Genomic DNA, 26,130 nt, shown 5'->3' on the forward strand with positions numbered 1-26,130 from the left:
TTATAGGCCAGATTCACCGGCGGGCGCGCCGGGGCCGCCCTGAGGCGGCCCACGACCGCCTCAGGGCGTGTAGCCAGGCAGCTTGCAGGCATCCATCAGCTGCTGGCGCTGGGCCGGGTCCTTGGGCGCGTTGAACGGCACGATGTAATAGGTGGCCACCGGCTCACCGATGCGGTTGCTCAGCGACGGGCCGTAGCGGAAGTTGGAAACCGCGCTGCGCGCCACCGGCCCCAGGTCGCTCTTGGGCACCACCTTGGCCACCTGCACGTTCATCGGCACGCCGTCCGAACCGACCGTATACGTCACCGCCGCACAACCGGGCTTGTCCAGGTTCAGTCCCGTATTGGGCACATCCATCTGCACCTGGGTGTTGAGCAGGATCCAGTAGCGGTAGAGGTCCTGCTGGTCGATCTTGCGCGCCTGGCCCTGGGCGAATACCGGGGCGACGACGCCAAGCGCCAATGCCAACAACAGTCCTTGGCGCAATGGGCGGAAAATGGTCTTCATGGCGTTTCTCCAGCACGGGTGGGCAGTTCAAGTTTAGTCGACCGCTTGTTCAGCGACAGTCAGCACGACCCGGCCAGACAGCAAGCCGTCAGCATCACAGGTCGCGCAGGCACTCCACCATGCCGTCGCTGCCGACCGAAAGCAGCTTCAGCGTATTGGTGCCGCCGCCCTGGCCGACGTGGTCGCCCTGGGTCAGCACCACGCGATCGCCTTCCTGCAGGCGACCTTGGGCGAACAACTGCTGCACGGCCGAGCGTGCGGTGGCCACCGAAGTCAGGCCCTCGTGAGAGAACGCCACCGGCTGCACGTCGCGCAACAGCAGCATGCGCCGACGCGAGCCGGCCATCGGCGACAGGGCAAAGATGGGTACGGCGCTGCCGTAGCGCGACAGCCATTGCGCGGTGGCGCCGGATTCGGTCAGCGCCACGATCGCCCGCACGTCGAGCTGGCTGGCCAGCATCATCGCGGCCAGCGCGATCGCCTGGTCGGTGCGATCGAGCATGTGGCCGGTGGCGGTCAGATCCTCCTTCGGCTCGAACTGGCGTTCGGCGCCCAGGCAGATCCGACGCATCGCGGCCACCGCCTTGTCCGGGTGCGCACCGGCGGCGGTTTCCTCCGACAGCATCACCGCGTCGGTGCCGTCGATCACCGCGTTCGCCACGTCGAGCACTTCGGCCCGGGTCGGGATCGGCGAGCGCACCATCGACTGGAGCATCTGTGTGGCGGTGATCACCGCGCGGTTGCGCTGCACCGACTCGCGGATGATCTTCTTCTGCAGGCCGGGCAGCTCGGCGTCGCCGATCTCCACGCCCAGGTCGCCGCGCGCCACCATCACCACGTCGGACGCGTCGATGATTTCGCCCAGCACGGGGATCGCATCGGCGCGCTCGATCTTCGCCACCAGCGCGGCGTTGCCGCCGGCCTCGTGCAGCAGGCGCCGCGCCTGGTGCATGTCCTCGGCCGAACGGACGAACGAGATCGCCAGGAAATCCGCGCCGATCTCGGCGGCCAGCTTGATGTCTGACTTGTCCTTGTCCGACAGCGCCGTCACAGAGAGTCCGCCGCCTTGGCGGTTGAGTCCCTTGCGGTTGGACAGCCTGCCGCCGATCAGCACCTGGCAACGCACCTCGGCGCCGACCACGTCCAGCACGGTCAGCGCGACCAGCCCGTCATCCAGCAGCAGCACGTCTCCGGCATGCACGTCGCCGGGCAGGCCGTAATAGCTCACGCCCACGCGCGAGGCATCGCCGGGCGGCGCATCGGGCCGGCAATCCAGCACGAAGGGTGCGCCGTCGACCAGCTCCACCGGCCCGTTGGCGAACGTCTCGATGCGGATCTTCGGTCCTTGCAGGTCGGCCAGGATGCCCACTTCGCAACCGGCCTCGCTGGCCGCGGCACGCACCGCATTGGCGCGCGCCCGATGGTCGTCGGGCTGGCCGTGCGAAAGATTCAGGCGAACCACGTTGACGCCTTCGGCGATGATCCGCGCCAGCATGCCCGGCGCATCGGTGGCAGGGCCCAGGGTGGCGACGATCTTGGTACGGCGCAGCGGATTTTCGTTCATGGGTCGAGGCTAGCAGATGAAGGAGGGCACGCCATCCCCATGCATTCGTATGCATAGGCGATGACACGGACGGCTATTTGCCCAGGGCGAGGTTCAATACCGCCGCCAGCCGACGACCGGCCTGGCGCAGGCGCAGCTCCGCCTCGGGCAGCTCGGCCTTGACGTAGGCCTTGTCGATCGTGTGCCCGGACGGATAGAAACCCGGCTCGGCGGTGATCCGGCAGGATTCCTCGGCCCACTGGGCGTAGGGATTGTCCAGCGGCGCGATCGGCGCGGGCAGCGCGACCGGCACGGCGGAATCCAGCCGTTGCGCGTACTGCTGCCAGTCCAGGTCGCGGCTGTAGAGCATGCTCGAATCCCACACCTTGTGCAGGTTGCTGCCCTTGCCGTCGAACTGCACCTGGAAGGTGTTGCCACCCTTGTCGTCGCGATAGCCCGCATGCAGCGGCTGGTGGATGTCGCCGACAAAATGCACCACGAACTTCAGCGCATTGCGCCGCGCCTTGTCGCTCTGGCTGCGATCACCCAGCACGCCGACGTAATACTGCAGGGCCGACACCACGCAATTGCCGTTGCGACAGTCGCGCGGCGGCACGTAGTCGCAGGCGCTGCCGCCGCGGAAGTTGATGTAATGCTGGCCGCGGGTCTGCTTCCACAAGGCCGCCATCGCCGGATCGTTCTGCATCTGGTCCGGCCAGTTGGCGATGTCGGCCAGCGAGTTCGTGTGCTCCGGCGCCAGCAGGCGCACGACCTCGGCCTCGGCGGCGGGACTCAGGTGGCGCTGCGCCAGTTCGGCCACCACGCTGTGACCCAGCGGCCCCCATGCCTGCGCCGGCGCGATGACGAGACAGGCCAGCAGGACGGCGGCGCGGCGGGTGAAACTCATGGCGGTTGATCCAGCGGAATGATGTCCGCAGCATGCCACAGACGGCTGCGGCTTTTTGCCGCTCGCCGTGCCCCGTGCACGGCGGCGGCCGGTGCCATGCCATCCGGCTTCGCCCGGCCTGCCGCGCCGGTCGGGCAACCCGGGCGGATTGGCTGTAAAATGGCTGTTTCCCGGCCGCTGCCGCGGCCTTGCCTGCCATCCCCTAAGGAGGACGTTCACTCATGACCATCAAGGTCGGCATCAACGGCTTCGGCCGCATCGGTCGCAACGTGCTGCGCTCTGCCGTGCAGAACTTCGGCAACGACATCGAGATCGTGGCGATCAACGACCTGCTGGAGCCGGACTACCTTGCCTACATGCTGAGCTACGACTCCGTGCACGGCCGCTTCAAGGGCGACGTGAAGATCGTGGACGGTCATCTGGTGATCAACGGCAAGACCATCCGCCTGACCCAGGAGCGCGACCCGGCCAACCTGAAGTGGAATGAAGTGAACGCCGACGTGGTGATCGAATCCACCGGCCTGTTCCTGACCAAGGAAACTGCGCAGAAGCACATCGATGCCGGCGCGAAGAAGGTGATCCTGTCCGCGCCGTCCAAGGACGACACGCCGATGTTCGTCTACGGCGTCAACGACAAGACCTACAAGGGCGAGGCGATCATCTCCAACGCGAGCTGCACCACCAACTGCCTGGCGCCGATCGCCAAGGTGCTCAACGACAAGTGGGGCATCAAGCGCGGCCTGATGACCACCGTGCATGCGGCCACCGCCACCCAGAAGACCGTGGACGGCCCGAGCAACAAGGACTGGCGCGGCGGCCGCGGCATCCTGGAAAACATCATCCCGTCCTCCACCGGCGCGGCCAAGGCGGTCGGCGTAGTGATCCCCGAGCTCAACAAGAAGCTCACCGGGATGAGCTTCCGCGTGCCGACCTCGGACGTCTCGGTGGTCGACCTCACCGTCGAGCTGGAAAAGGACGCCAGCTACGCCGAGATCTGCGCCGAGATGAAGGCGCAGTCGGAAGGCGCGCTGAAGGGCATCCTCGGCTATACCGAAGACAAGGTCGTGGCCACCGACTTCCGCGGCGAAACCTGCACCTCGGTGTTCGACGCCGACGCCGGCATCGCGCTGGACAGCACCTTCGTCAAGCTGGTCAGCTGGTACGACAACGAGTGGGGCTACTCGAACAAGTGCCTGGAAATGGTGCGCGTCATCGCGAAGTAATCCGCAGATTCGCAGACACCGAAGCCCGCGCCGATCCTGGTCGGCGCGGGCTTTTTCATGCGCGATCGAAAATCAGCGCGCCTCCGCCCGCGCATCCGCGCGGACGCCCAGCCAACCCTTGATCGAAGCAATCACCAGCGGGACGGCGCCGAAGCCGATGAAGATCAGGTCACCGGGCAGGCGCAGCCATTCGACCAGGTGCGAACGCGGCATCGCCACGTACTCGGCGCTGCGCGCATGCCAGTAGCCGTGCTTCAGCACGTCCCACAACTGCATCACGCCACTGGGAAACAGGCTCATCAGGATCATCAGCATCAGTCCGATGTTGGTGCCCCAGAACGCCACCCTGACGTACTTCTCGATGCCGGGCCACCGCGCGTCGCTGCTGGCCTGGCGAAGGCAGAACACCATCAGCGCGACGGCCAGCATCCCGAACACGCCCATCAGCGCCGCATGGCCATGGGTCGGCGTGATCTGCGTGCCCACTTCGTAGTAGCTGACGATCGGCAGGTTGAGAAAGAAGCCGAACATACCCGCGCCGACGAAGTTCCAGAAGCCCACCGCCATGAGGAAGTAGAACGTCCACTTGTGCGGCACCGCCACGGCCTTGCCGCACACGTCGCAATCGCCGCGGGTGGTGCGCACGAAGTCCCAGGCGTCCAGCGTCAGCAAGGTCAGCGGCACCACTTCGAGTACCGAGAACAGCGCCGAAAGCGACATGTTGAAGTTCGTGTGGCCGGTGAAATACCAGTGGTGCCCGGTGCCGATCAGGCCGCCCAGGAAATACAGGATGGCGTCCAGGTAGATCACGCGCAAAGCCACGTTGCGCCGGGTCAGGCCCAGTTGATAGAAGGTCAGCGCCACGATGGTCGTGGCGAAGAACTCGAAGAAGCCCTCGACCCACAGATGGATGATCCAGAAGCGCCACGTATCGACCACCGTGTAATTGGTCTTGGCACCAAAAAACAACGCCGGCACGTAGAACACCGGAATGGCGACGGCGGCGAACATGAACATTTTCGCCAGCGGTCGGGCGGCCACGTTGGCCACTGCGCGCGGTCGCGCCAGCACCCACAGGATGGCGAACCAGACCAGCAGACCAACCACCAGCAGGTATTGCCATACGCGTCCGAGCTCGAGGTACTCCCAGCCCTGGTCGCCAAGCCAGAACCACAGATTGCCCAGCTTCTGCTCGATGCCGGCCCAGACCCCGAGCAGGCTGCCGCCGATGACCACCACGAAGGCCGCAAACAGCACGTGCACCCAGCCGGCCAGCCAGCGCGGCTCGTCATCCGGCGCGCGCAACGAGCGGCCAAGGAACAGGGCGGCAGCCACATATGCCGTGGCGATCCAGAAGATCGCCGTTTGCAGATGCCAGGTGCGCAGCAGGTTGCTGGGGAAGATGTTCTCCAGCTGGAAACCGTAGAAGCTGCCCGGATCGGCACGGAAATGCGCCACGCCGCCGCCGACCAGGGTCTGCATCAGGAACAGCAGCGCCACCACCACGAAGAACTTCACCAGCGCACGCTGCCCCCGGCTGGACTGACCCGGCAGCAGCTGCGGGTGCACGTGATGGCCGCGACTGATCCAGCCGAGGTAGTCGAACTTGCCGAATGCCAGCAGCACGGTCGCGATACCCGCCAACAGCACCAGCAGGCTGAGCGCGCTCCACAACAGCGCGCTTCCGGTGGCGACATTGCCCACGCTGGGGTCGTAGGGAAAGTTGTTGGTATACGACGCGTCCGTGCCGGGCCGCATCGCCACCGAAGCCCACGCCGCCCAGGTCACGAAGGCGGTGAACTGGTGCAGCTCCGCAGGGTCAGTGATCAGGTTCGGCTTGAGCCCGCCATTCTTCGTAGGGTCCTTGAAATAGTCGGTCCAATAACCGATCTGCTGTCGGTAGGCGACGGCTTCGGGTTCGATCAATTGCAACACGCCACTCTGCGCGTCGTAGCGATTGGTCTTCAGGGTCACCGCCGTTTCAGCGTGCACTGCGGCCTGCTGCCGTGCATCCAGCGCAGCCACGGGCTTGCCGTACTGCGTGCCTGCAATGGCCGCAGCGGTGTCTTCGCCCAGACGATGCAGCGCCTCGGCGGAATAATCCGGGCCCAGATAGGCGCCATGTCCCCAGATGCTGCCGTTGTCCATCAGGCCGTACTTGAGGAACACCGCCTGGCCATCACGAATATCGTCGCCGCTGAACAGCACGGCGCCTTGGGCGTCGACCACCTGTGCGGGAATCGGCGGCGCATTGCGATAGGCGAGCAAGGTGACGGCAAGCAATCCGGCGAAGCCGATCACCATCACCAGCGCCACCGTTCGCAGCCACCACGGCGACAACTCGGTATCGTCGTCGGTCAAGGGTTGTGCGGCTTCATTCATCGCTACTTCCTCCGGCAAGGCGAGAGAATGCGGGCCGGTGCGACGAAAGATCGCATGATCATGAGCATGACCATGCCGGTTGGGCCCGCGCGCAAGGATCGATGCGACGACCCCACTCCCCTGCCGTCGCGCCGAGCCGTCCCACCATAAACCTTTTCTTTTCGCGTCGCCCGTATCGGCGCGGAGCCAATGAGGTCAGCGCTGCAGCAGCGGCAACTTGTCCGGCACACCGTCCCACTTCGCCGCATCCTCCATCGCCGGGATCTTGCTGGTCAGCACTGGCCATTCGCGCGCCAGCTCGGCGTTGATCGACATGAAGATCTCCTGGCCCGCCGGCACGTCGAGCTCGGGGAAGATCGCGCCGACAGGGCACTCCTCCACGCACAGCGTGCAGTCGATGCATTCGTCGGGGTCGATCACCAGGAAATTGGGACCGGCGTGGAAGCAGTCCACCGGACACACCTCGACGCAATCGGTGTGCTTGCAGTTGATGCAGTTTTCGGTGACGACGTGCGTCATCTTGCCTCCTTCCGACGCCTGCCGGTGTGTCGCTAGAGTGTCCGGGACGGATAGTGCGAAAGCCATGACCCAGGTCAGTGCCGATGACGCACCACCATCGCAGAATTCACTCGATCCCCAACTTCCCCAAGGAGCAACCCATGATGCGCAAACTGATTGCCATTGCCCTGCTCGGCCTGCTTTCCACTCCGCTGATGGCCGCCGAATGCGCGACCACCGTCGAGGCGAACGACGCCATGCAGTTCAACACCAAGACGATCACCGTACCCAAGACCTGCAAGTCGTTCAAGGTCACCCTGAAGCACACCGGCAAGCTGCCGGCCACCGCGATGGGGCACAACTGGGTGCTGTCGCACGCCAGCGACGAAGCGGGCGTGATTTCCGACGGCATGAAGGCCGGCGCGGCCAGCAGCTACGAAAAGCCAGGTGACGCGCGCATCATCGCGCACACCAAGCTGATCGGCGGCGGCGAATCCGATGTCGCCACCATCAACGTGGCCAAGCTGAAGGCAGGCGAGCAGTACGCGTTCTTCTGCACCTTCCCCGGCCACGCCGCGCTGATGAAGGGCACCTTGAGCCTGGGCCAGTAAGCTCCTTGGACCAGCGACGCATCCGGCCGTCATGGCCGGATGCGTTTTTTGTTGGTGCCGGCATCACGCAGCGCTCCACGCACGGATCTACCATGTCCCGCATGAACCCGCAGTCGACCCTCGATGAAACCGCCCTGGCCAGGCTGGTCGACCACTTCTACGAGAAGGTGCGGCGCGATGCGCAGATCGGCCCGATCTTCAACGCAGCCGTGCATGACTGGGACGAGCACAAGCGCCTGCTCACCTCGTTCTGGGCCTCGGTGGCGCTGCGCGCCGGCAGCTATCGCGGCAATCCGATGGGGGCGCACCGCCCCCATCCGATCCGCGCCGAACACTTCGACCGCTGGCTGGCGCTGTGGCGCGAAACCTGCGCGGAAGAACTGGACGAAACCGCGGCCGCCACGATGCTGGAATACGCCGAGCGCATCGGTCGCAGCCTGAAATACGGACTGGGTCTCCATCCGCAGGCCCAGCCGTTCGGCGTGCCGATCGTCGGCATCGAGCGCCCGTAGGAGCGCACAGGGTGCGCTCCTACAATAGTCGCGATCAGGCCAGCGCTTTCAACGCCGCGTCATAGTTCGGCTCGTGGCCGATCTCGCTGACCAGCTCGGCATGGATGACCTTGTCATGTTCGTCCAATACCACCACCGCACGCGCAGCCAACCCCGCCAACGGGCCGCTGGCGATCGCCACGCCGTAGTCGTTGAGGAACTGGCGGCCGCGCATCAGCGACAGGTTGATCACCTTGTCCAGTCCTTCGGCGCCGCAGAAACGTGCTTGCGCGAACGGCAGGTCGGCGGAGATGCACAGCACCACGGTGTTGTCGAGCTGGCCGGCCAGCTCGTTGAAGCGGCGCACCGAGGTGGCGCACACGCCGGTGTCGATGCTGGGAAAGATGTTCAGCACCTTGCGCTTGCCGGCATGGCTCGACAGCGTCACGTCGGACAGGTCGCCGCCGACCAGGCTGAAGGCCGGCGCGGTCGAACCCGGCGCGGGAAACTGGCCGTCGACGCTGATCGGCTGGCCCTTGAATGTGACTGCGGACATCGTGCACCTCGTTGCTGGATGGATGGCTACAAGTAGAACATGGTCTTGGCCAGGAACACGATGCCGACCATCAAGCCCAGCACGATGCGATGGGTGTGCCTGAACCGGCAGACGTCCATCTTGCCGCTGCGCATCGCCCACATCGCGTTGACGAATACCCCGAGCACGCCAAACGCCAGCAGCACCTTGAGCAGCAGCCAGTTGCCGAAGCGGCTGCCGACGCATTCGAGCCCGCCGCAGCGGATCTCGAACAACACGCCGCCGCTGACGAACAGCAGGATCACCACTACCGGCATGAAACGGCGCACCCGCGCCATCACGGCCTTCTCGATGCGCTGCATGGTGGCGATGTCGAAATGCCGGTGCAGCGCTTCGAGCACCACCACCTCGAAGGTCACCGCACCGACGAACACGATCGCGCAGGACAGGTGCAGCAGCACGATCCACGGATACCAGGCACTCATGCGCACTCTCCGGAAGCATGCGCCCAAGTCTGCGCGCGACCGCCGCATGTCGCGCTGACATGGATCAACCCGGGTTGCGCCCTGCGCTCAACCCTGCGGCGTGGCAGCCACCAGCTTGCGGATCGCCTCGACGAAGGCCGGGTCGAGCTTGCCGATGCGGGTGGTGCGCGCGGCGATGCGACCGTCGCTGTCCAGCAGGATCAGTTCGCTGCTGTGGTTGAATTCCTTGTCCGGCAGCTGGCGGTACTGCAGGCCCAGCACGCCGGACAGCTGGCGCACCTGTGCGGGCTCGGCCCGCGCCAGGGTCCAGATGCGCGAATCCAGCTTGCGCTTGTCGGCGTAGGTGCGCAGCGTGGCCACGTCGTCACGCACGGGGTCGAAGCTCACCGCCAGCAGGTCGATCCGGGCACGGGTGGCCGGGTCCAGTGCATTGCGGGTCAGCCGCATGCTGTCGATGATCATCGGGCAGACCATCTGGCACGAGGTGTAGAACATGGTGACCAGCTGTGGCCGGCCGCGCCGCTCGGCCAGCTTCTGCCGATGACCGTCCTGGTCGGTCAACTGCACCGACAGGTTGTAGACCGAATCGCCGGGCAGCGGCGTGGCCGCCCGCGCGCTGCCGAGCAGCAGGAGCATCGCAAGCAGGGACAACAGACGTTTCATGGCGCATGCCTCATTCGGACTTCGCGCAACGGAAGCCCATGTTGTTGGTGGTGTTGGCGGCCTTGAGCGCGGACAGCATCGCTATGCGCATCAGCACCGCGTAGTTTTCCTTCTCCTGCAGGCTGATCGCGCCCGCGCCGCAGAATTTCAGCAGGTCCGGATCGCCCTGCTCGCGGCTGTCGCTGGCGACCATCAAGGCGTTGAAGTCGTCCACCCACTCCCACACCAACCCGTTGATGTCGCGCACGCCATAGACGTTGGCGATGCCGCCCACGTCGGGCAGGGCCGTGTTGGACGGCCGCGCGTACCAGCCCAGAATGCTTTCGCGCCAGGCCGGGTCGGCGCGGGCGTCGCGGCGGGTGGCATCGGCCGCGGCCGCGTATTCCCATTCGTACCAGCTGGGCAGGCGCGCGTTTTCGCTCTCGCAATAGGCTTGCGCCGCAAACCAGCTGACCCGGGTCACCGGCTGGCGCGGCAACGCCGTGTCACCCAGTGCGTCGGCACTGCCCCACTGGGTCAGGTAGCGCGCATCGGCGAGGATGCTGGCCACCTTGTCGCGTTGCCACTCGGGGTGCTTCTTCACGAAGGCCAGGAACTCGCCGTTGGTGACCAGTTCGGTGCGCAGGCGGAATGGCGCCACCTGCGCCGGCGCCGCCTTGCCGTCGGCCGGCAGCACGCTGGTGAAAGTCCCACCCGGCAGGGCGACGTAATCCGCCGCCACCGCCGGCAGTGCCAGCATCAGTCCCAGGACGAACAGCAGGCCTGCGCGCATCTCAGTGCTCCGGGGCCGCCGCAGCGGGTGCCTCGGCGCGTGCCTTGGCTACCTCTTCCTTGCTGATCTGGCCGCCCGGGTTGTCCCAGCTGTTCAGCACGTAGGTGAGGATGTTGGCCACCTCGTCGTCGTTGAGCTGGCTCATCGGCGGCATCACCGAGTCGTACTCGTGGCCGTTCACCGTGATCTTGCCGGTCAGGCCGTGGGTGACGATGGTCATCGCCCGCTTCGGATCGACCGCCAGGAAGTCCGACTTCGCCAGCGGCGGGAACACGTTGGCCAGGCCTTCGCCGTTCGCCTGGTGGCAGACCGAACAGGTGCCGGTGAACAGCTGCTTGCCCGCGGCGATCTGCTCTTCCTTGGTCAGCGTGCCGGCCGCATGCGCCTTGGCTGCCGTGGTCACCGCCTTCAGGTTCGGCTCCGAGCGATCGCCCAGGTACACCGCGTCCACTTCCTTGCCCGAGTAGATCGACTTGTCTTCCGGGCCGTCCACCTTGAGGATGCCCAGCGCGCCCTTGTTGAAGGCGCGGAAGATCGAGTGGTCGACCAGCACGTAGCTGCCCGGCACGTCGGTGTGGAATTCCACCGTGGCCGCGCCGCCGGACGGGATCAGCGTGGTCTGCACGTTGTGCTGCGCGATGGTGCCGCCCTCGGGTTGCACCTTGTCGAAGATCTCGCCGATCACGTGGAAGCTCGACACCAGGTTCGGACCGCCGTTGCCCACGAATAGGCGCACCGTCTCGTTGGTCTTGGCGGTCAGCGCGTTGTCGCCGGTGAGCGCGCCTTCCTTTCCGTTGAACAGCACATAGGTCGGGTTCTCGTCGATCGCCTTTTCCATGTCGAACGGCTGCAGGCCCTTCTGCCGGTACTTGCCGGTGGTGTAGAAGTCGCCCTGCATCACGTAGTACTCGTGGTCGACCGGGCTCAGGCCCTCCGGTGGCTCGACCAGGATCAGGCCGTACATGCCATTGGCGATGTGCATGCCCACCGGCGCGGTGGCGCAGTGGTAGACGAAGATGCCCTGGTTCAGCGCCTTGAAGGTGAACTGCGATTCGTGGCCCGGCGCGGTGAAGCTGGAGGCCGCGCCGCCGCCCGGACCGGTCACCCCGTGCAGGTCGATGTTGTGCGGCATCTTGCTGTCCGGCGCGTTCTTCAGGTGGAACTCCACCGTGTCGCCCTGGCGTACGCGGATGAAGCTGCCCGGCACGGTGCCGCCAAAGGTCCAGAAGGTGTAGCTGACGCCTTCGGAGATCGGCATCTCCTTCTCGATCACTTCCAGCTCGACGATGACCTTCGCCGGGTAGTTGCGCTTCAGCGGTGGCGGCACGTGCGGCGGGCTGGTCAGCACCGCGTGGATCGCTTCGCCCTGGGGCGGGCCGAAGTCGCCGTGAATCGATGCCGTGGACGCAGCACCCGCCGGGCCGGCTTCAGCCTTGGCCGCGGCCTGCGGTTTGCCGGAACATGCCGCCAGCGTGAACAGCGCCGCCGCAGCGAGTAGGAATAGACCTGGACGTGACATGGACGCTCTCCGTGAGTTCTTGCGATTGCAAGCCTAGGCTATCTCACGGAAGTCCATGTGACGTGAATCAATTGGCGAATCTTTTCAGCCCGACTGCGTCACCCTGCCACGGCCCAAGCCAGCCTGCCCCAGCGGGCACGCTCAACCCGACTTGCCGTCCGCACGCGGCGTCAGGTAGATCCACGCCGAGCGCAGCACCCACGGCAGGAAAGCCAGCAGCCAGCCATAGGCGGCAATCACCAGCCACAGATAGACATCGCCACCCAGTTCGGCACGGATGCGCAGCAGGGTCACCACCTGCAGCAGGGCGAAGCACAGCCACGCGACCTTGCCCATCTGCATCGGCCGGCCGGAGTGGCCCTGGGTGACCCGGGTGACCATCGCCACCAACATCGAGCCGAAGAAGCCGATGCCCAGCGCATGCAGCGGGGCGCGGCCCAGGATCAGCTGGCCGCTCAGGGCATGCACCACGTCCTGGATGGCGAACAGCGCGAACGCCACCGGCAACCAGGCAAACGCCAGATGCAGCACCGCCAGGATGCCCGGGCGCATCGCCTTCCACGGCTGCCAGCGCAGCGAGTGCCAGGCAAACACCAGTGCCAGCGGGATGTCGACCACCCACAGCCAGTCGAGCACGCCACGCCAGTCCAGCAGCAGATGCGCCAGCAACAGCGCCCACACCATCGGCATGCTCCAGTCCGGCCGGATCACCTCGTACCCCTTCACCATGTTGCCGGTGAAGAACGGCAGCATGCGGTGCATCACCGAGAAATAGATCGGCAGCAGCAGGCCGAAGGTGCCCAGCTTGATCGCCAGCAGCGCGCACTCCGCTGGCGCGCCGAACAGATACGCCAGGAAGATCGCCAGCCCCAGCGTGCCCAGGCACAGCGCCGCCAGGCAGGAACGCGCGTGACCCTTGCGCTCGGCCACCGAAGCACGCAACACCCCGGCCAGCGTCACCACACCGAGCAGATAGCCCGCCAGCATCACCGCGATGCCCAGCTTGAGCAGCCACCCCAGGTCGAGCAGACCCACATTCGCCAGCACGTAACCGCCGAAGACGCCGCCGGCGACCGGCAGGAAGCGCGTGCGCGGCAGCTCGGGGCGGCCCAGCCACTTGGGAAACGTGGTCATCAGGAAGCCGAACATGAACAGCGGAAACAGGCCGTACTGGATCAGCATCGCGTGCGCCCAGCCCGGCGGAATCGTGGGCTGCGGCCAGCCGGCCAGGCCGAAGCGCATCCAGGTCAGCTCCACCGCCCACCACGCCATGCTCAGCAGCACCGCGACGGTGCCGGCCAGGAACAGCGGCCGATGCGGGGCGGAGGCCAGCAGGCGGGCGGCTTCGGCGAACGCCGGCGGCGTGTTGCCGGCAGATGGCGAATCAGACATGGCGAGTCCACACAAATGCGAATGATTCGCCATGCTGCCACAGCGCCTTCGCCGGCAACCATGACATGCATCAACCACGCCCCGCAGCATGGCCGGTGCTTCAACGAATCATCGGGTCCGGCAATGCCTGGACGGCATCCCGCTCGAGCTCAATCCGGCAACAGGGCTTCGCCGATCTTGCGCAGCGCCGCCACATTCAGCAGCTCCAGCTCGCGTCCCTCGATCGCGATCAGTTTCTGCGCGCGGAAGCGGCTCAGCACGCGGCTGACGGTTTCCGCGGCCAGCCGCAGGTAGTTGGCGATGTCGCCACGCGACATGCTGAGGTGGAACTGGGTGCCGGAGAAACCCCGCACCGCGTAGCGGTTGCCCAGGTCGAGCAGGAAGGCGGCAACGCGCTCGTCGGCGCTGTGGTCGCCGGCCAGCAGGCTGGCCGTGCCCAGTTCCTTGCTAAGCATGCGGAACAGGTGCTGCTGCACGGCCGGCACGCGCGAGGCCAGCGCGCTCATCGCGGGGAACGAGAAACGGCAGAAGTACGCCGTGTCCAGCGCCACCGCGTCGCACGGGAAATGCTCGGGATAGATCGCGTTGAGGCCGATCACCTCGCCCGGCAGATAGAAGCCCAGCACCTGCTCGCGGCCTTCCTTGTCGACCATGCGCGTCTTCACCGTGCCCGAACGCACCGCGAAGATCGCCCGGAACGGATCGCCGGTACGGAAGATGTGCTCGCCGACGCGGAACGGCCCGACGTGTTCGACCAGGCATTGCAGCTCGGCCAGCTCGGGCTTGTCGTAGCCGGCGGCAATGCACGCGCTGGAAAACGCGCAGGTACCGCAGAAGCGCGTTTCATCGCCGTCGTCGGCAATCGGGCTACGCGGCTCGGGCAGGCGACCTGGCCGGCCTGGCGTGGGCTTGAATTGCATGATTGTGATGAGGCCGGGTTGGGGCTGCGTCGTCGTCGATCAGATCACGCGTGAGAAACGCGGTGCCTGTGCCGCTTCGTCCAGATAGGCGTCGAAGCACATGGCGATGATACGCAACAGCAACCGTCCCCGCGAGGTGACCCGGATTTCGCGGTCACTCTCCAGCACCAGGCCATCGGCGACCAGCGCCTGCAGCCGCTGGCGCTCACGCATGAAATATTCGTCGAACACCAGCCGGTGGCGCGCCCCGAAGCCGTGCTTGTCCAGCACACCGTGGCACATCAGTTCGTTGATCAGCTCGCGCCGGATCAGGTCGTCTTCGTCCAGTTGCAATCCGCGCATCAGCGGCAGCCGGCCGGCATCCAGCGCTGCGTAGTAGCCGACCAGATCACGCGCATTCTGCGTGTAGCTGTCGCCGATGCGGCCGATCGCACTGACGCCCAGGCCCACGATGTCGCAGTCGCCGTGGGTCGAGTAACCCTGGAAATTGCGCTGCAGGGTGCCCGCGCGCTGCGCCAGCACCAGCTCGTCGCTGGCCTTGGCGAAGTGGTCCATGCCGACGTAGACGTAGCCGGCGGCGGACAGGTGCTCCAGCGCGCGGCCGAACAGCGCCAGCCGGGTGGCGGCATCGGGCAGGTCGGCGGCGTCGATCTGCCGCTGCGCCTTGAACATCTCCGGCAGGTGCGCATAACCGTAGACCGCCACGCGATCGGGGTTGAGCGCCACGATCTGGTCGAGCGTGCGGCTGAAGCCGGCCACGGTCTGGAACGGCAGGCCATAGATCAGGTCGACGCTGGTGGAACGGAACGACGACTCGCGCGCCGCGTCCAGCACCTCGCGGGTCTGCTCGAAACTCTGGATGCGGTTGACCGCCTGCTGCACCACCGGGTCGAAATCCTGGATGCCGACCGAGATCCGGTTGAAGCCCAGGGCGCCCAGGTTGCGGATGTAGTCGCCGTCGGCGAAGCGCGGATCGATCTCGATGCCGTATTCGCGCTCCGCCTCGTGGCTGAAGCTGAAATGGCGAGCCAGCGACTCCAGCAGCTCGCTCATGTGCGCGGTATCGAGGAAGTTCGGCGTGCCGCCACCGAAGTGCAGCTGGCGCACCGGGCGATCGCGGTCGAACAATGGCGCGATCAGTTCGATCTCGCGATACAGCCGTTCGAGGTAGCGATCGGCCTGGGTCACGTCGCGGGTGATCACCCGGTTGCAGCCGCAGTAGAAGCACGGGCTCATGCAGAACGGCACGTGCACGTAGAGCGACAAGGGCCGCGGGATCGGCTCCTCGTTGGAGGCCCGGATCACGCCGCGCAGCACCGTCTCGTCGAAGCCGGCCTTGAACTGCGGCGCGGTCGGGTAGCTGGTGTAGCGCGGACCGGCCACGTCGTAGCGGGCGATCAGCGCCGGGTCGAATTCGGGAGTGCTTATGGGAATGGCCATGGAGCGAGTCTGTCCCCGCTCCGATCTGGCTGCCTTGATCCGGATCAATTACGCCATCGGCCGCGACGCCACGCCGCAGCCGCCCCTCCGGGCGATGACCTCAAGGCTTGTGCGGTTCGATCTGCTGCTCGATCGAGCCAAAGATCGAGGCGCCGCCGGCATCGGTGACGTCGATCTTCAGGCGGTCGCCGAACTTCAGGAACGGCGTGGTGGGATGGCCGTCGCGCAGGGTTTCCACCGTGCGCTGTTCGGCCAGGCACGAGGCGCCCTTGCCGGTGTCCTCGTTGGCGATGGTGCCGGAGCCCACGATGGTGCCGGCGGTCAGCGGACGCGTCTTCGCCACGTGGGCGATCAGTTCGGCAAAGCTGAACTGCATGTCCACGCCGCACTCGGCCTCGCCGAACCATGCGCCGTTCAACCACGTGCGCATCGGCAGGTGCAGCTTGTCGCCGGCCCAGGCGTCGCCCAGTTCATCCGGCGTCACCAGCACCGGCGACAGCGCCGAGCGCGGCTTGCTCTGCAGGAAGCCGAAGCCCTTGGCCAGCTCGCCCGGGATCAGTCCGCGCAGGCTCACGTCGTTGACCAGGCCGACCAGCTGGATGTGCTCCGACGCCTGCGCCGGCGTCGCCGCCATCGGCACGTCATCGGTGACCACCACCACCTCGGCTTCCAGGTCGATGCCGAAATCCTCGCTGGGCACCACCACCGGATCGCGCGGGCCGAGGAAGCCGGCGCTGGTCGCCTGGTACATCAGCGGGTCGGTGTAGAACGACTTCGGCACCTCGGCGCCGCGGGCGCGGCGCACGCGCTCGACGTGCGGCAGGTAGGCCGAGCCGTCGACGAATTCATAGGCGCGCGGCAGCGGCGAAGCCAGCGCGTGCATGTCCAGCGCGAAGGCACCGGCGGCGTTGCCGGAGTTCAAGTCCTCCGACAGCGCATTGAGCCGCGGCGCGGCGTTCGACCAGTCGTCCAGCGCCGCCTGCAGCGTCGGCGCGATGGCGCTCGCCTTCACCGCGCGGGTGAGGTCGCGGCTGACCACGATCAGCGTGCCGTCGCGGCCGCCTTCCTTGAGACTTGCGAGTTTCATCAAATACTCCTAGCTACAGCCTTCGACGTAATCGACCTGCGGCGGCACACCCATGCGCCATCGCGTCACCTTGCCATGTTCATCGGTTTCAAACAGCAACACGCCGTCACCTTGCGGCGCGGCGATGCGCAGGTATTTTGCGCCATCGACATACTTGTGCGGCTGCGCCTCGACACGCGTTCCGTACAGCGCGCGGATCTGCGCCTCGTCCATGCCGACCTTGCCACCGCCGGGCGCGAGCTCTTTCACGTTGCCCACGTCGTAGCGCACGAAATGGCCGGCTTCGAACATGAAGGCGAAATCCTTCGACGACTTCACCCAGGCCGGGGTCTTGTAGAAGCACGTTGAACCCTGCTCCGGCGCACCCTTCAGCTCGCCGGTCCAAGCTTTATTGGAGCTGGCCTTATTGAAGCTGGCCTTTTCGAACGCGGCCTCGTCCATGCCGAAACGCAGGTCGCCGTAACCGTCGTAGCGGGCCATCGTGTCGGCAGCGCTCGTTGCCGGCGTGCTCGTGGCCACGGCCGGACGGGCGCCCGACGCGGCGACAGGCGGGGCCTCCGCCGTCGGCGATGCCGACGGGCCCGCCTGGCCGCATCCGGCCAGCGCCAGCGCAGCGGCCACGATCAGCGCATGGCATTTCACGCCTTGCGGCCTGCATCGAAATGTTTCGCGATGCCCTGCCAGCACTCGTGATAATCCTGCTGCAACTGGGGTGCCTCCAGCGCCTGCCGGGTGGGACGGATCACCTTGCGCGTCTCGAACATGAAGGCCATGGTGCCGCCAATCACGTCGGGTTTCGACAGGTCGGCGTTCGAGGCCTTCTCGAACGTTGCCGCATCCGGTCCGTGGCCGCTCATGCAATTGTGCAGCGAGGCACCACCCGGCACGAAGCCCTCGGCCTTGGCGTCGTAGACGCCGGCGATCAGGCCCATGAACTCGCTGGCCACGTTGCGATGGAACCACGGCGGACGGAACGTGTGCTGCGCCACCAGCCAGCGCGGCGGGAAGATCGCGAAGTCGATGTTCGCCGTTCCGGCGGTGTCGCTGGGCGAGGTCAGCACGGTGAAGATCGACGGATCGGGATGGTCGACGCTGATCGAGCCGATCGTGTTGAAGCGGCGCAGGTCGTACTTGTACGGAGCGTAGTTGCCGTGCCAGCCGACCACGTCGAGCGGCGAATGACCGATCTTCGCCGACCACAGCCCGCCCTGGAATTTCGCCACCAGCTCGAATGCACCCTCGACGTCCTCGTACGCCGCCTCCGGGGTGAGGAAGTCGCGGGCGTTGGCCAGGCAGTTCGAGCCGATCGGGCCCAGATCCGGCAGGCGCAGCAGCGCGCCGAAGTTCTCGCAGACATAGCCGCGCGCCGTACCGTCGAGCAGGTCCACCCGGAAACGCACGCCGCGCGGAATCACCGCGATCTCCTGCGGCTCCAGCTCGATCACGCCCAGCTCGGTGGCCAGCCGCAACCGGCCCTGCTGCGGCACGATCAGCAACTCGCCGTCGGCGTCGTAGAAGAAACGCCCCTGCATCGAGCGATTGGCCGTATAGACGTGGATACCGATACCCGCCTGCTCGGCCGGGCCGCCGTTGCCGGCCAGGGTCACCAGGCCGTCGATGAAGTCGGTCGGCTGCTGCGGCAGCGGCAGCGGATTCCAGCGCAGCTGGTTCGGCGTGGCGGGAGCCTCGTCGAAGCGGTTATGGAACGTGGCATGCGCCAGCGGCTGGAACGGTTGATGCACCGCCGCCGGACGAATCCGGTACAGCCAGCTGCGCCGGTTGCTGTGGCGCGGCGCGGTGAATGCGGTGCCCGACAACTGCTCCGCGTACAGGCCATGGGCCACGCGCTGCGGCGAATTCTGGCCGACCGGCAAGGTGCCGGCGATCGCCTCGCTGGCAAACTCGTTGCCGAAACCCGACTGGTAGCCCTTGCTGACATCGATCGCCATGAGGAGAGACCCTTAGAGGAAACCGCGCTTCATCTGGTCGCGCTCGATGCTCTCGAACAGGGCCTGGAAATTGCCCTCGCCGAAACCTTCGTTGCCCTTGCGCTGGATGATCTCGAAGAAGATCGGGCCGATGTTGTTCTGGGTGAAGATCTGCAGCAGCTTGCGCTGCTTGGTTTCCATGTCGGCGTCGATCAGGATCTTGTTCTTCGCCAGCCGCGCCACGTCTTCGCCGTGGTTCGGCACGCGCACGTCGATCACCTCGAAGTAGGAGTCCGGGGTGTCGAGGAATTCCACGCCGGCGGCGCGCATCTTCTCCACCGTGTCGTAGATGTCGTCGGTGAAACAGGCGATGTGCTGGATGCCTTCGCCGTGGTAGGCGTCGAGGTATTCGTTGATCTGGCTCTTCGGGTCGTTCGACTCGTTGAGCGGGATGCGCACGGTGCCGTCCGGCGCGGTCATCGCCTTGGACACCAGGCCGGTCTTGGCGCCCTTGATGTCGAAGTAGCGGATCTCGCGGAAGTTGAACAGGCGCTCGTAGTAGTCCGACCACTTCTGCATGTTGCCGAAGTACAGGTTGTGGGTCAGGTGGTCGATGAAGGTGAGTCCGAAACCGGCCGGGTTCTGTTCGGCACCGGGAATCGCCTCGTAGTCGGCGTCGTAGATGCTGCCGGCGCTGCCGTAGCGATCGACCAGGTACAGCATGCAGTCGCCGATGCCCTTGATCACCGGCGCGCCGACCGCCTTGCTGTCGACCTTGTCGGTCACCGCCTCGCCGCCGTTGCCGAGCACCGTGGCGAGCACTTCGGCCGCGGGCTTCCTGAAACGGATCGCGAAGCCGCAGGCGCTGGGGCCGTGCTTGTCGGCGAAGTCGGCAGCGAACGATTCGGGGTCCTCGTTGACCAGGAAGTTCACGCCGTTCTGGCGGTACACGGTGATCGGCCGCGACTTGTGCTTCAGCACGGCGCTGAAACCCATCCGCTTGAACAGGTCGTGCAGCTCATCGGCGCGACCGGCCGGGGCGGCGAATTCGACGAATTCGAAACCGTCGATACCCATCGGGTTTTCGAACGTGGTGACCTGCATGCCAAGGTTCGGCTGGGCGTTCATGGCGCTCTCCTGTGTGACGGTGCACGATGGCAGCACGAGAGCGTGGCACCATCGACGGTAAACCCACGTTATAGTTTCATATGAAACCATTTGCAAGGACCATCGCCGCAATGCCCCGAAAGCGCAAGCCTGCCCCTGCCACCGCCGAGCACGCCCCGCTGCAGCTGGAGCATTTCCTGCCGTACCGGCTGTCGATCCTGTCCAACACGATCAGCCAGGCGATCGCCGACGACTACCAGCGTCGCTACGACATCTCGGTGACGGAATGGCGGGTGATGGCGGTGCTGGCGCGCTTCGAGGGCTTGTCGGCGCGCGAGGTGGCCGAACGCACGGCGATGGACAAGGTGGCGGTGAGCCGTGCGCTGGCCCGACTGGTCGAGGCCGGCCGGGTCGACCGGGCCACCCACGACAACGACAAGCGCCGCTCGGTGCTGAGCCTCACCGAAGCGGGCTGGGCCATGCACGACGAAGTGGCGCCGATGGCGCGTGCCCGCGAACGCGAAGTGCTGGCCAGGCTGGACGCCGAGGAGCAGCGCTGGTTGACGCGGATACTGGACCGCTTGATGGAGTAAGAGCGGGAACGCACGCCGCGCCCGCTCTTGCTCTGCGTTCCCGCTCCTGCCTCACCTCACCCCGTGCATCAGCTTGTTGATCAGCGGGGCGATCAAGAACAGCAGCACGCCGCCGCCCAGCAAAATCCAGAAGCCGGAGGTGTAGCCGGACAACGCCGAGTCCACGGTCATGCCGCTGTCGCCGCTGACGTGGGCGGCGAACAGGCCGGCCAGGTTGTTGCCGATCGCGGTGGACAGGAACCAGCCGCCCATGCCCAGCCCGACCAGGCGCGCCGGCGCCAGCTTGGTCACCATCGACAGGCCGATCGGCGACAGGCACAGCTCACCGGCCGTCTGCAGCACATAGCACAGCACCAGGGTCCACAGCGGGATCATGCCGTCGCCACCGACCAGCCGCGACAGCGCATACATCAGCACCGCGAAGCCCAGCGCATTGCCGATCAGACCCAGGCCGAACTTGCGCGGGATCGACGGCTCGATGCGCCGCTTGTCCAGCCAGCCCCACGCAAGCGCCACCAGCGGCGCCAGCAGCACGATCGCCACCGGGTTCACCGACTGGAACCAGCCGACCGGGAATTCCCAGCCCGCCAAGTTGCGATCCACGATGTGCTGGGCCAGGAAGTTGAACGAGCTGCCGGCCTGTTCGAAGAACATCCAGAACAGCACGTTGAAGGTGAAGATGATCAGCATCGCGATCACCCGCTGGATCTGCACGCGTCCGGTGCGGATCGCCTCGATCACCAGCATCACGCCCACGCCGATGAACAGCGCGGTCAGCAGCCACTGGATCGCCACCGCACCGGCCTGGTCCATCAGCAGGTAGACCAGCGGAATGGCCACCAGCACGCCGATGGCCACGTACACCACGCGCATCGGGTTGGCGATTTCCGGTGCCGGCTTGCCGACCGGGCCGAGCTGGCGACGACCGAACCAGAACCACACCAGGCTGATCAGCATGCCCACGCCCGACGCGGCGAAGACCACGTGGAAGTTGTCGTGCTGCGGCGTGCCGAAGACGCGTTCGGCCAGGTAGCTGGTCAGGATCGGCGCGATCAGCGCACCGGCGTTGATGCCCATGTAGAACAGCGTGAAGCCGCGGTCGCGGCGCGAATCGCCGGTGGCGTACAGCTGGCCCACCATCGAGGAGATATTCGGCTTGAACAGGCCGTTGCCCACGATGACGGTGGCCAGGCCCAGCATGAAGATCTCGTGCTGGGGCACCATCACCATGAACAGGCCCGCGGCCATCACCACCGCGCCCAGCAGGATCGAGCGCTGGTAGCCGATGATCTTGTCCGCCACGTAGCCGCCGAACACCGCGGTGGCGTAGACCAGCGCCAGGTAGGCGCCATAGGTGCGGCTGGCCGAAGCCTGGCCGGCTTCATCCCCGTTGAAGAACTGCGCCACGATGTACAGCGTGAGCGCCCAGCGCATGCCGTAGAACGCGAAGCGCTCCCAGAACTCCGACATGAACAGCATCCACAACGGACGCGGATGCCCCAGCATTTGCGGATAGTCGGGTACCGGCTTCGCGTCGCCGGCGAGTGTGCTGTTACTCATGCCTTGCCCCTGTACTCATCGGTGATTCGCAGGTTATTGCGAACGGCCAGATGTAACCGGCGGCTCCGCATCCGTCAAATGCGCTGCAGCACGCGGCCCGGGGAAAACCGCGTGCTGCCGGGGCCGGATCGCTTCAGCGCACGCCGTGCATCAGTCGGTTGATCAGGGGCGAAATCAGCAGCAACAACACACCGGCACCGGCCAGCAGCCAGAAGCTGAAGGTGAAGCCGTCCAGTGCGGAGGCGGCGGTCATCCCGCTTTCGCCGCTGATCCTGCCGGCCAGCAGGCCGGACAGGTTGCCGCCCACCGCCAGCGACAGGAACCAGCCGCCCATCGCCAGGCCGACCAGTCGCGGCGGCGCCAGCTTGGTCACCATCGACAGGCCGATCGGCGACAGGCACAGCTCGCCTACCGTCTGCAGCACGTAGCACAGCACCAGCGGCCAGAATGGAATCAGCCCCTGCACATCGAGCAGGCGCGACAGCGCGTACATCAGCACCGCAAAACCCAGGCCGTTGAAAATCAGGCCCAGGCCGAACTTGCGCGGGATCGACGGCTCGCTCCTGCGCGACGCCAGGAAAGCCCAGACCACGGTGACCACGGGCGCCAGCACGATGATCGCCAGCGGACTGACCGACTGGAACCAGCCCACCGGGAAAGTCCAGCCGCCGAACATCTGCCGGTCGACCAGGTTCTCGGCCAGGAAATTGAACGAGGTGCCCAGCTGGAAATAGAACATCCAGAACAGGATGTTGAAGGCGAAGATGATCAGCATCGCCACCACGCGGTCGACCTGCACCCGACCGTGCCTGACCGCCTCCACCAACAGCATCACCGCCACCGCGGCGAACAGCGCACCCAGCATCCAGGACAAGCCGGTGGTGACGAAGGCCAGCAGGAGGTATACCAGCGGCACGGCGACGACCATGCCCAGCACCACCCACACCACGCGCATGCGGCCGGCCGCTTCAGGCGCCGGCCGGCCCACGCCTTTCAGCCCGCGCCGGCCGAACCAGAACCAGAGCAGGCTGAGTAGCATGCCCACGCCGGCCGCGCCGAACACGATGCGGTAGTTCTGCTGCATCGGCGTGTCGGTGAAATGGGCGGCCATCCAGCCGGTCAGCAGCGGCGCCAGCAGTGCGCCACCGTTGATGCCCATGTAGAACAGGGTGAAGCCGCGATCGCGGCGCGGATCGTCGCGCCCGTACAACTGCCCGACCATGGTGGAGATGTTCGGCTTGAACAGCCCGTTGCCCACGATCACCATCGCCAGGCCGAGCAGGAAGACACCGCGGCTGGGCAGCATCACCACGAACAGGCCCAGCGCCATCATCAGCGCGCCCAGCAGGATCGAGCGCTGATAGCCGATCACCCGATCCGCCACGTAGCCGCCGAAGATGCTGGAGGCGTAGATCAGCGCGGTGTACGCACCGAAGATGCTGGCGGCCCACGCCTGGCCGGAGGCATCGCCGTGGTAGAAGTGCGCCACGATGTACAGCGCCAGCGCCCAGCTCACGCTGTAGAACGCGAAGCGCTCCCAGAACTCGGTCATGAACAGCATCCACAACGGACGCGGATGCCCCAGCGTCTGCGGATACTCGGGTGCGGTGCTGGTGTGGACGGCTTCGTTCATGGGTGCCCCCGGATTTCAGGTGGCACATCATGACGGGATTCAGGCCGGGCTGCGCAAGCGGCGGGCGATTCGCTCAGCTGCCCAGCACGGTGCGCACGTCCAGCAGTTCGGGGAAGAATTCCAGATCGAGCGCCTTCTTCAGGAAACTCACCCCGGACGAACCGCCGGTGCCGCGGCGATGGCCGATGATGCGCTCCACCGTCTTCATGTGGCGGAAACGCCACAGCTGGAAGCTCTCCTCCACGTCCACCAGCTGTTCGCACATGTGGTACTCGGGCCAGAACCCCGCGCGATCCTCGTAGATGCGCTTGAGCACCGGCAGCAGCGCATCGTTGCGACGGTACGCCCGCGTCCAGTCGCGCTCCAGCAACTCGGCCGGCACCGCGTGGCCACGCCGCGCCAGGTAACGCAGGAACTCGTCATACAGGCTGGGCGCCTCCAGCACCGCGCGCAATTCCGCCTGCGCGGCAGGATCGTGCGCGAACACCTTGAGCATGTCGGCGTTCTTGTTGCCCAGCAGGAATTCGATCTGGCGATACTGCAGCGACTGGAAGCCGGACGACGGCCCCAGCACGCCACGGAACTCCAGGTACTCCGCCGGCGTCAGCGTCTCCAGCACCGCCCACTGCTCGAACAGCTGGCGCTGCACCTGCTTCACCCGCGCCAGGATCTTCAGGCAGGCATCGATGTCATCGGCCTGCAGGTGCAGCACCGCCGCCTTCAGCTCGTGGATCAGCAGCTTCATCCACAACTCGGAGACGTGGTGCTGCACGATGAACAGCATCTCGTCGTGATGCGGCGGCTGGCTCAGCGGCTGCTGTGCCGACAGCAAGGTGTCCAGATGCAGATAGCCGCCGTAGGTGATCTGTCCGTTGAGATCGGTCTGGATGCCGGCTTCGAGATCGCGCTGGTTGTCGGTCATGGTGTTCCGTCACGTTTCCGGAAAACGGCCATGGTAACGGCTGCCGCCCGGTCAGTCCCTGACCCAGGACATGGGGCTCGTCCTGAACACCTCGAATACTTGGCAACAGTCGCGGGAGACCCGCTTTGCAGTGCGTTTGACGTTCCGGGAAGCCGCGCGACATGCCCATCCGTACGCCCACGAATGCTGCGCTGTACCTTGCAGCGCAACATGCCTGCCTGTTATCAAGCGCGGTCTTGTTCGGTCGTTTGTGTGCCCGAGGATGCGTCGAGGGCACGCCATCAACCAGGTTTTTCCCTCTCTTCCTCACCCCGGAGCGAGTCGTGACCATCGCCGCCAAGTTTGAAATCGAATACCTGCAATACCTCGACGCCGAGGGCAAGCAGGTCCGTGACGATCTGCCCGAGTTCGCCAAGGACCTCGAGCACATGGTCAAGCTGTACAAGCTGATGCTGTCGACCCGCGTGTTCGACGCCAAGTCGATCGCGCTGCAGCGCACCGGCAAGCTCGGCACCTACGCCAGCTGCCTGGGCCATGAAGCCGCGCACGTCGGCATCGGCAGCGCGATGAAGCCGGAAGACGTTTACGCGCCGAGCTATCGCGAATACGGCGCGCAGCTGTACCGCGGCGTGCAGCCGCGCGAGGTCTACATGTACTGGGGCGGCGACGAGCGCGGCAACGACTACCAGAAAGAGCCTGCGCGGCATGACTTCGCCTGGTCGGTGCCGATCGCCACGCAGTGCCTGCATGCGGCCGGCACCGCGCTGGCGTTCAAGATCCGCGGCGAGAAGCGCGTGGCGGTGTGCACCATCGGCGACGGCGGTTCGTCCAAGGGCGACTTCTACGGCGCCATCAACATCGCCGGCGCGCAGAACCTGCCGCTGGTCGCGGTGATCGTCAACAACCAGTGGGCGATCTCGGTGCCGCGCAAGATCCAGTCCGGCGCGCCCACGCTGGCGCAGAAGGGCATCGCCGCGGGCCTGTTTTCGATCCAGGTCGACGGCAACGACATCATCGCGGTGCGCAAGGCGATGGAAGACGCGCTGGAGCGCGCGCGCAACGGCGAAGGCGGCAGCGTGCTGGAACTGGTCACCTATCGTCTGGGCGACCACACCACCGCCGACGACGCCCGTCGCTATCGCGGCGAGCAGGAAGTGAAGGACGGCTGGGAAAAGGAGCCGATGAAGCGCCTGCGCCACTGGCTGGTGGCCAAGGGCGTGTGGGACGACGCGAAGGAAGAAGCCTGGAAGGCCGAGTGCGACGACTGGATGGACAACGAGGTGAACGCCTACCTCGAGACCAAGACCCAGCCGGTCTCGGCGATGTTCGACTACATCTTCGCCGAAATCCCCGCCGATCTCGCCAAGCAGCGCGATTACGTCCTGTCGCTTGAAAACAAGGGTCATTGAGTC

Annotated in this window: 25 protein-coding genes; 5 read left to right on the forward strand and 20 right to left on the reverse strand. The window is 65.9% G+C overall.

Annotated elements, in window-relative coordinates; genetic code table 11:
* Nucleotides 1–60: 60 nt before the first annotated feature.
* The 3 genes from AC3A56_RS04850 to AC3A56_RS04860 all read right to left on the reverse strand — a co-directional run bounded on the left by AC3A56_RS04850 (nucleotide 61) and on the right by AC3A56_RS04860 (nucleotide 2,957).
* Entirely contained in the window at nucleotides 61–507 is a 447-nt protein-coding gene (locus AC3A56_RS04850; RefSeq protein WP_487769521.1) for an energy transducer TonB, read from the reverse strand.
* Between the two features lie 94 nt (nucleotides 508–601).
* Nucleotides 602–2,071: a pyruvate kinase gene (gene pyk / locus AC3A56_RS04855; RefSeq protein WP_056713969.1), complete on the reverse strand. Its 1,470-nt coding sequence runs from the start codon at nucleotides 2,069–2,071 to the stop codon at nucleotides 602–604.
* Nucleotides 2,072–2,144: 73 nt separating this feature from the next.
* Nucleotides 2,145–2,957 (reverse strand): S1/P1 nuclease, encoded by an 813-nt coding sequence (locus AC3A56_RS04860; protein WP_487769522.1) that lies wholly within the window; start codon nucleotides 2,955–2,957, stop codon nucleotides 2,145–2,147.
* 221 nt (nucleotides 2,958–3,178) lie between these two features.
* Here AC3A56_RS04860 and gap point away from each other — a divergent pair, with 221 nt between their 5' ends.
* Nucleotides 3,179–4,180: a type I glyceraldehyde-3-phosphate dehydrogenase gene (gap, locus tag AC3A56_RS04865; RefSeq protein ID WP_007807517.1), complete on the forward strand. Its 1,002-nt coding sequence runs from the start codon at nucleotides 3,179–3,181 to the stop codon at nucleotides 4,178–4,180.
* Nucleotides 4,181–4,252: 72 nt separating this feature from the next.
* Here gap and AC3A56_RS04870 read toward each other — a convergent pair whose 3' ends face one another.
* Nucleotides 4,253–6,562: a nitric-oxide reductase large subunit gene (locus tag AC3A56_RS04870; protein WP_487769523.1), complete on the reverse strand. Its 2,310-nt coding sequence runs from the start codon at nucleotides 6,560–6,562 to the stop codon at nucleotides 4,253–4,255.
* 195 nt (nucleotides 6,563–6,757) lie between these two features.
* Nucleotides 6,758–7,081 carry a ferredoxin FdxA gene (fdxA, locus tag AC3A56_RS04875; protein WP_056713957.1) on the reverse strand — a complete coding sequence of 108 codons (324 nt, stop codon included), beginning with the start codon at nucleotides 7,079–7,081 and terminating at the stop codon, nucleotides 6,758–6,760.
* Nucleotides 7,082–7,224: 143 nt separating this feature from the next.
* Here fdxA and azu point away from each other — a divergent pair, with 143 nt between their 5' ends.
* Together azu and AC3A56_RS04885 are read left to right on the forward strand one after the other, a co-directional pair.
* Nucleotides 7,225–7,671, forward strand: a complete 447-nt coding sequence (gene azu, locus AC3A56_RS04880) for an azurin (protein WP_056713982.1) — start codon at nucleotides 7,225–7,227, stop codon at nucleotides 7,669–7,671.
* Between the two features lie 101 nt (nucleotides 7,672–7,772).
* Nucleotides 7,773–8,183, forward strand: coding sequence for a group III truncated hemoglobin (locus AC3A56_RS04885; RefSeq protein WP_487769633.1), 411 nt, complete (start codon nucleotides 7,773–7,775; stop codon nucleotides 8,181–8,183).
* A 34-nt stretch (nucleotides 8,184–8,217) separates the two neighbouring features.
* On the opposite strand, the gene tpx is transcribed toward AC3A56_RS04885, so the two are convergent.
* The 12 genes from tpx to hppD form a co-directional block, all read right to left on the reverse strand.
* A complete protein-coding gene (gene tpx / locus AC3A56_RS04890) occupies nucleotides 8,218–8,718 on the reverse strand; it encodes a thiol peroxidase (RefSeq protein ID WP_487769524.1) in 501 nt (166 codons plus the stop codon).
* 26 nt (nucleotides 8,719–8,744) lie between these two features.
* Nucleotides 8,745–9,182 carry a CopD family copper resistance protein gene (locus AC3A56_RS04895; RefSeq protein WP_056766696.1) on the reverse strand — a complete coding sequence of 146 codons (438 nt, stop codon included), beginning with the start codon at nucleotides 9,180–9,182 and terminating at the stop codon, nucleotides 8,745–8,747.
* An 87-nt stretch (nucleotides 9,183–9,269) separates the two neighbouring features.
* Nucleotides 9,270–9,845 (reverse strand): SCO family protein, encoded by a 576-nt coding sequence (locus tag AC3A56_RS04900; protein WP_056713945.1) that lies wholly within the window; start codon nucleotides 9,843–9,845, stop codon nucleotides 9,270–9,272.
* A 10-nt stretch (nucleotides 9,846–9,855) separates the two neighbouring features.
* Nucleotides 9,856–10,617, reverse strand: a complete 762-nt coding sequence (locus AC3A56_RS04905; RefSeq protein WP_056766692.1) for a formylglycine-generating enzyme family protein — start codon at nucleotides 10,615–10,617, stop codon at nucleotides 9,856–9,858.
* A gap of 1 nt (nucleotide 10,618) precedes the next feature.
* Nucleotides 10,619–12,136, reverse strand: a complete 1,518-nt coding sequence (nirK, locus tag AC3A56_RS04910; RefSeq protein WP_487769525.1) for a copper-containing nitrite reductase — start codon at nucleotides 12,134–12,136, stop codon at nucleotides 10,619–10,621.
* A gap of 141 nt (nucleotides 12,137–12,277) precedes the next feature.
* Entirely contained in the window at nucleotides 12,278–13,528 is a 1,251-nt protein-coding gene (locus AC3A56_RS04915; protein ID WP_487769526.1) for an NnrS family protein, read from the reverse strand.
* A 149-nt stretch (nucleotides 13,529–13,677) separates the two neighbouring features.
* Nucleotides 13,678–14,448 (reverse strand): helix-turn-helix domain-containing protein, encoded by a 771-nt coding sequence (locus AC3A56_RS04920; RefSeq protein ID WP_056718074.1) that lies wholly within the window; start codon nucleotides 14,446–14,448, stop codon nucleotides 13,678–13,680.
* 39 nt (nucleotides 14,449–14,487) lie between these two features.
* The gene (gene hemN / locus AC3A56_RS04925) at nucleotides 14,488–15,888 is read right to left on the reverse strand and encodes an oxygen-independent coproporphyrinogen III oxidase (RefSeq protein WP_056766686.1); all 1,401 of its coding nucleotides are present in this window, start codon (nucleotides 15,886–15,888) and stop codon (nucleotides 14,488–14,490) included.
* Between the two features lie 100 nt (nucleotides 15,889–15,988).
* The gene (locus AC3A56_RS04930) at nucleotides 15,989–16,975 is read right to left on the reverse strand and encodes a fumarylacetoacetate hydrolase family protein (protein WP_487769527.1); all 987 of its coding nucleotides are present in this window, start codon (nucleotides 16,973–16,975) and stop codon (nucleotides 15,989–15,991) included.
* Between the two features lie 9 nt (nucleotides 16,976–16,984).
* Nucleotides 16,985–17,617: a lectin gene (locus AC3A56_RS04935; RefSeq protein ID WP_487769528.1), complete on the reverse strand. Its 633-nt coding sequence runs from the start codon at nucleotides 17,615–17,617 to the stop codon at nucleotides 16,985–16,987.
* Nucleotides 17,614–18,924 (reverse strand): homogentisate 1,2-dioxygenase, encoded by a 1,311-nt coding sequence (gene hmgA / locus AC3A56_RS04940; RefSeq protein WP_487769529.1) that lies wholly within the window; start codon nucleotides 18,922–18,924, stop codon nucleotides 17,614–17,616. Before hmgA ends, AC3A56_RS04935 begins: the two co-directional genes overlap by 4 nt.
* A 12-nt stretch (nucleotides 18,925–18,936) precedes the next feature.
* Complete coding sequence (gene hppD, locus AC3A56_RS04945) at nucleotides 18,937–20,031, reverse strand: 4-hydroxyphenylpyruvate dioxygenase (RefSeq protein WP_487769530.1); 1,095 nt, start codon at nucleotides 20,029–20,031, stop codon at nucleotides 18,937–18,939.
* Between the two features lie 110 nt (nucleotides 20,032–20,141).
* Here hppD and AC3A56_RS04950 point away from each other — a divergent pair, with 110 nt between their 5' ends.
* Nucleotides 20,142–20,603 carry a MarR family winged helix-turn-helix transcriptional regulator gene (locus tag AC3A56_RS04950; RefSeq protein ID WP_056766676.1) on the forward strand — a complete coding sequence of 154 codons (462 nt, stop codon included), beginning with the start codon at nucleotides 20,142–20,144 and terminating at the stop codon, nucleotides 20,601–20,603.
* 51 nt (nucleotides 20,604–20,654) lie between these two features.
* Here the strand turns inward: AC3A56_RS04950 and AC3A56_RS04955 are convergent, their stop codons facing one another.
* The 3 genes from AC3A56_RS04955 to AC3A56_RS04965 all read right to left on the reverse strand — a co-directional run bounded on the left by AC3A56_RS04955 (nucleotide 20,655) and on the right by AC3A56_RS04965 (nucleotide 24,718).
* A complete protein-coding gene (locus AC3A56_RS04955; protein WP_487769531.1) occupies nucleotides 20,655–22,163 on the reverse strand; it encodes a peptide MFS transporter in 1,509 nt (502 codons plus the stop codon).
* A gap of 133 nt (nucleotides 22,164–22,296) precedes the next feature.
* Nucleotides 22,297–23,796 carry a peptide MFS transporter gene (locus AC3A56_RS04960; RefSeq protein WP_487769532.1) on the reverse strand — a complete coding sequence of 500 codons (1,500 nt, stop codon included), beginning with the start codon at nucleotides 23,794–23,796 and terminating at the stop codon, nucleotides 22,297–22,299.
* 73 nt (nucleotides 23,797–23,869) lie between these two features.
* Nucleotides 23,870–24,718 (reverse strand): tryptophan 2,3-dioxygenase, encoded by an 849-nt coding sequence (locus tag AC3A56_RS04965; protein WP_487769533.1) that lies wholly within the window; start codon nucleotides 24,716–24,718, stop codon nucleotides 23,870–23,872.
* 323 nt (nucleotides 24,719–25,041) lie between these two features.
* On the opposite strand from AC3A56_RS04965, the gene pdhA reads away from it, so the two are divergent.
* Complete coding sequence (gene pdhA, locus AC3A56_RS04970) at nucleotides 25,042–26,127, forward strand: pyruvate dehydrogenase (acetyl-transferring) E1 component subunit alpha (protein WP_487769534.1); 1,086 nt, start codon at nucleotides 25,042–25,044, stop codon at nucleotides 26,125–26,127.
* Nucleotides 26,128–26,130: the final 3 nt, after the last annotated feature.

This window comes from Rhodanobacter sp. Soil_C_14, assembly GCF_057657335.1.

Bases quoted from the DNA above. Each gene is read 5' to 3' on its own strand.
- AC3A56_RS04870 (WP_487769523.1), bottom strand. From the start codon at position 6,562: ATGAATGAAGCCGCACAACCCTTGACCGACGACGATACCGAGTTGTCG.
- AC3A56_RS04955 (WP_487769531.1), bottom strand. From the start codon at position 22,163: ATGAGTAACAGCACACTCGCCGGCGACGCGAAGCCGGTACCCGACTAT.
- AC3A56_RS04850 (WP_487769521.1), bottom strand. From the start codon at position 507: ATGAAGACCATTTTCCGCCCATTGCGCCAAGGACTGTTGTTGGCATTG.
- pyk (WP_056713969.1), bottom strand. From the start codon at position 2,071: ATGAACGAAAATCCGCTGCGCCGTACCAAGATCGTCGCCACCCTGGGC.
- AC3A56_RS04895 (WP_056766696.1), bottom strand. From the start codon at position 9,182: ATGAGTGCCTGGTATCCGTGGATCGTGCTGCTGCACCTGTCCTGCGCG.
- hmgA (WP_487769529.1), bottom strand. From the start codon at position 18,924: ATGGCGATCGATGTCAGCAAGGGCTACCAGTCGGGTTTCGGCAACGAG.
- azu (WP_056713982.1), top strand. From the start codon at position 7,225: ATGCGCAAACTGATTGCCATTGCCCTGCTCGGCCTGCTTTCCACTCCG.
- fdxA (WP_056713957.1), bottom strand. From the start codon at position 7,081: ATGACGCACGTCGTCACCGAAAACTGCATCAACTGCAAGCACACCGAT.
- AC3A56_RS04965 (WP_487769533.1), bottom strand. From the start codon at position 24,718: ATGACCGACAACCAGCGCGATCTCGAAGCCGGCATCCAGACCGATCTC.
- AC3A56_RS04860 (WP_487769522.1), bottom strand. From the start codon at position 2,957: ATGAGTTTCACCCGCCGCGCCGCCGTCCTGCTGGCCTGTCTCGTCATC.
- AC3A56_RS04885 (WP_487769633.1), top strand. From the start codon at position 7,773: ATGAACCCGCAGTCGACCCTCGATGAAACCGCCCTGGCCAGGCTGGTC.
- hppD (WP_487769530.1), bottom strand. From the start codon at position 20,031: ATGAACGCCCAGCCGAACCTTGGCATGCAGGTCACCACGTTCGAAAAC.
- tpx (WP_487769524.1), bottom strand. From the start codon at position 8,718: ATGTCCGCAGTCACATTCAAGGGCCAGCCGATCAGCGTCGACGGCCAG.
- nirK (WP_487769525.1), bottom strand. From the start codon at position 12,136: ATGTCACGTCCAGGTCTATTCCTACTCGCTGCGGCGGCGCTGTTCACG.
- AC3A56_RS04905 (WP_056766692.1), bottom strand. From the start codon at position 10,617: ATGCGCGCAGGCCTGCTGTTCGTCCTGGGACTGATGCTGGCACTGCCG.
- hemN (WP_056766686.1), bottom strand. From the start codon at position 15,888: ATGGCCATTCCCATAAGCACTCCCGAATTCGACCCGGCGCTGATCGCC.
- gap (WP_007807517.1), top strand. From the start codon at position 3,179: ATGACCATCAAGGTCGGCATCAACGGCTTCGGCCGCATCGGTCGCAAC.
- AC3A56_RS04950 (WP_056766676.1), top strand. From the start codon at position 20,142: ATGCCCCGAAAGCGCAAGCCTGCCCCTGCCACCGCCGAGCACGCCCCG.
- AC3A56_RS04960 (WP_487769532.1), bottom strand. From the start codon at position 23,796: ATGAACGAAGCCGTCCACACCAGCACCGCACCCGAGTATCCGCAGACG.
- AC3A56_RS04915 (WP_487769526.1), bottom strand. From the start codon at position 13,528: ATGTCTGATTCGCCATCTGCCGGCAACACGCCGCCGGCGTTCGCCGAA.
- AC3A56_RS04900 (WP_056713945.1), bottom strand. From the start codon at position 9,845: ATGAAACGTCTGTTGTCCCTGCTTGCGATGCTCCTGCTGCTCGGCAGC.
- AC3A56_RS04920 (WP_056718074.1), bottom strand. From the start codon at position 14,448: ATGCAATTCAAGCCCACGCCAGGCCGGCCAGGTCGCCTGCCCGAGCCG.
- AC3A56_RS04930 (WP_487769527.1), bottom strand. From the start codon at position 16,975: ATGAAACTCGCAAGTCTCAAGGAAGGCGGCCGCGACGGCACGCTGATC.